Source organism: Polynucleobacter kasalickyi, assembly GCF_900176405.1.
In the GTDB taxonomy this organism is placed as follows: domain Bacteria; phylum Pseudomonadota; class Gammaproteobacteria; order Burkholderiales; family Burkholderiaceae; genus Polynucleobacter; species Polynucleobacter kasalickyi.
On record NZ_FWXJ01000031.1, the window covers coordinates 1 to 2,224 of the forward strand.

Below are 2,224 nucleotides of genomic sequence, written 5' to 3' on the forward strand. Positions count from 1 at the left end.
GTCATACACCTTGCCGTTTACTTGAGCAGTTCCAGTAATTGCTAAAGGCGTAACTTGAATGGAGCCATTCGTCGTCGTAATGCTGTAGTTCGATAGGGAGGTACCTGCGCCAGCGACTGCTACCAAGTTATCGGCAGTTGCTGTTGGTGATACGTGGGTTGCTTGCGCAGCACCAGTAGCAGTAATCGTCTCACCATTCACTAAACCAGTCACTACGTAAGTATTAGTTTGGGCACTTCCGTTATAGGTTGGGGTCGTTGTGTTACCAGTAATCGTCAATGTTTTAGGAACGATCACAATCGTTGAACCAGTATTATTCGGGCCAGTACCTGGGATGACTTGATTATTAGCCGCACCAACACCACCATTATTCGCAATTGATGTACTAGCAATCACATAATCACCCGCATTTGCTCCAGATAGAGTTGTACCATTGTTGGTAATTGTTTGTGTTCCTGCATTCGTTGCACTCACGGTAAGTGAAGTCGTGCCACTCACGGTCGTACCACTAATCACACCGCTTAATACCGTCGCGTTAGCTAATACGTTTGAGCCGTTATAGGTCGCAACGCTTGGCGTTACTGCAGCAGTCAATGTTGCAGGATTAATTGTCAAACTACCAGGTACATAACTAATTGTGTAGTTCGATAAACCAGTTCCATTTGCTGATAAACCAGAGTCACTATAAGTATTCGCATGTAAGCCACCACCTAAACCACTAACAGAATTAATTACATCAGACCCGAACAAGGATCCACTCGTAATACTGTAAGTATTAGTATGCGTTGTGTTATCAAACGTACCAGTCGTCGTGTTGCCACTAATCGTTAGCGCTGCAGCTGTAATCGTTGCAGTTCCTGCTGATGGAGCAACCGTTACTGAGTAATCCGTATTGTTAATTGTGACACCTGATACTGTGGCCGCTTTTGCTGCACCAGCGTTTGCGTTAGCAAAGGTGTAAGTACCAGTGGCAGTTGTTGAAGCTACATCAGCTGGCAATACACCAGTTAAGATAATTGTTCCAGTTCCTACTGTTGTGCCGTTATACACCTTGCCGTTTACTTGGGCTGTTCCAGTAATTGCTAAAGGTGTAACTTGGATGGAACCGTTCGTCGTCGTAATGCTGTAGTTCGATAATGACGTGCCTGCGCCAGCGACTGCTACCAAGTTATCTGCAGTTGCTGTTGGTGATACGTGGGTTGCTTGCGCAGCACCAGAAGCAGTAATCGTCTCACCGTTCACTAATCCAGTCACTACGTAAGTATTCGTTTGAGTACTACCGTTATAGGTTGGTGTGGTTGTATTACCCGTAATCGTCAATGTTTTAGGAACGATCACAATCGTTGAACCGCTATTATTCGGACCGCTTCCAGGGATGACTTGATTATTTGCTGCGCCAATGCCACCATTGTTCAGAATAGTTGAACTTGTAATTACATAATCACCAGCGTTTGCACCTGACAAGGTCGTACCATTATTGATAATTGTTTGAATACCAGCGTTAATTCCACTAGTAGTCAGTGAGGTAGTTGCAGTTATTGTGACGCCATTCATCGCCCCAGTTAAGACTGTTGTATTGGCGATTACATTTGTACCGGTATACGTTGCAACGTTTGGCGTAATTGCAGCTGTGAATGTTGCTGGATTAATTGTCAAACTTCCAGGTACATAACTAATCGCGTAGTTCGATAAACCGGTACCGCTAGCTGATAAGCCAGAGTCAGTATAAGTATTCGCGTGCAATCCACTTCCTAAACCATTGACAGAGCTAATTACATCAGATCCAAACAGTGCTCCACTCGTAATACTGTAAGTATTAGTATGCGTTGTGTTGTCAAAGCTTGTAGTCGTGGTACCGCCAGTAATCGTGAGTGCTGCAGTAGTAATCGTTGCATTACCTGCTGATGCTGGAACTGTAATTGAATAATCGGCATTGTTAACCGTTACACCTGATACCGTTGCTGCTTTAGTTCCAGCATTTGAATTAGCAAATGTAAACGTTCCGCTTGCTGATGTTGAACCTACGTCTGCTGGCAATAGACCAGTTAAGGTAATTGTTCCAGTTCCAACTGTCGTACCGTCATACACCTTGCCGTTCACTTGGGCTGTTCCAGTAATTGCGAGTGGGCTAACTTGAATGGAGCCATTCGTCGTCGTAATGCTGTAGTTCGATAATGATGTACCTGCGCCAGCGACTGCTACCAAGTTATCTGCAGTTGCTGTT

1 protein-coding gene is annotated in these 2,224 nt (G+C 44.7%); it reads right to left on the reverse strand.

Going from position 1 to position 2,224, the window contains the following annotated elements; genetic code table 11:
* A partial coding sequence (locus tag B8983_RS14080) for a beta strand repeat-containing protein (protein ID WP_159460917.1) occupies nucleotides 1-2,224 on the reverse strand: 2,224 nt, incomplete at both ends.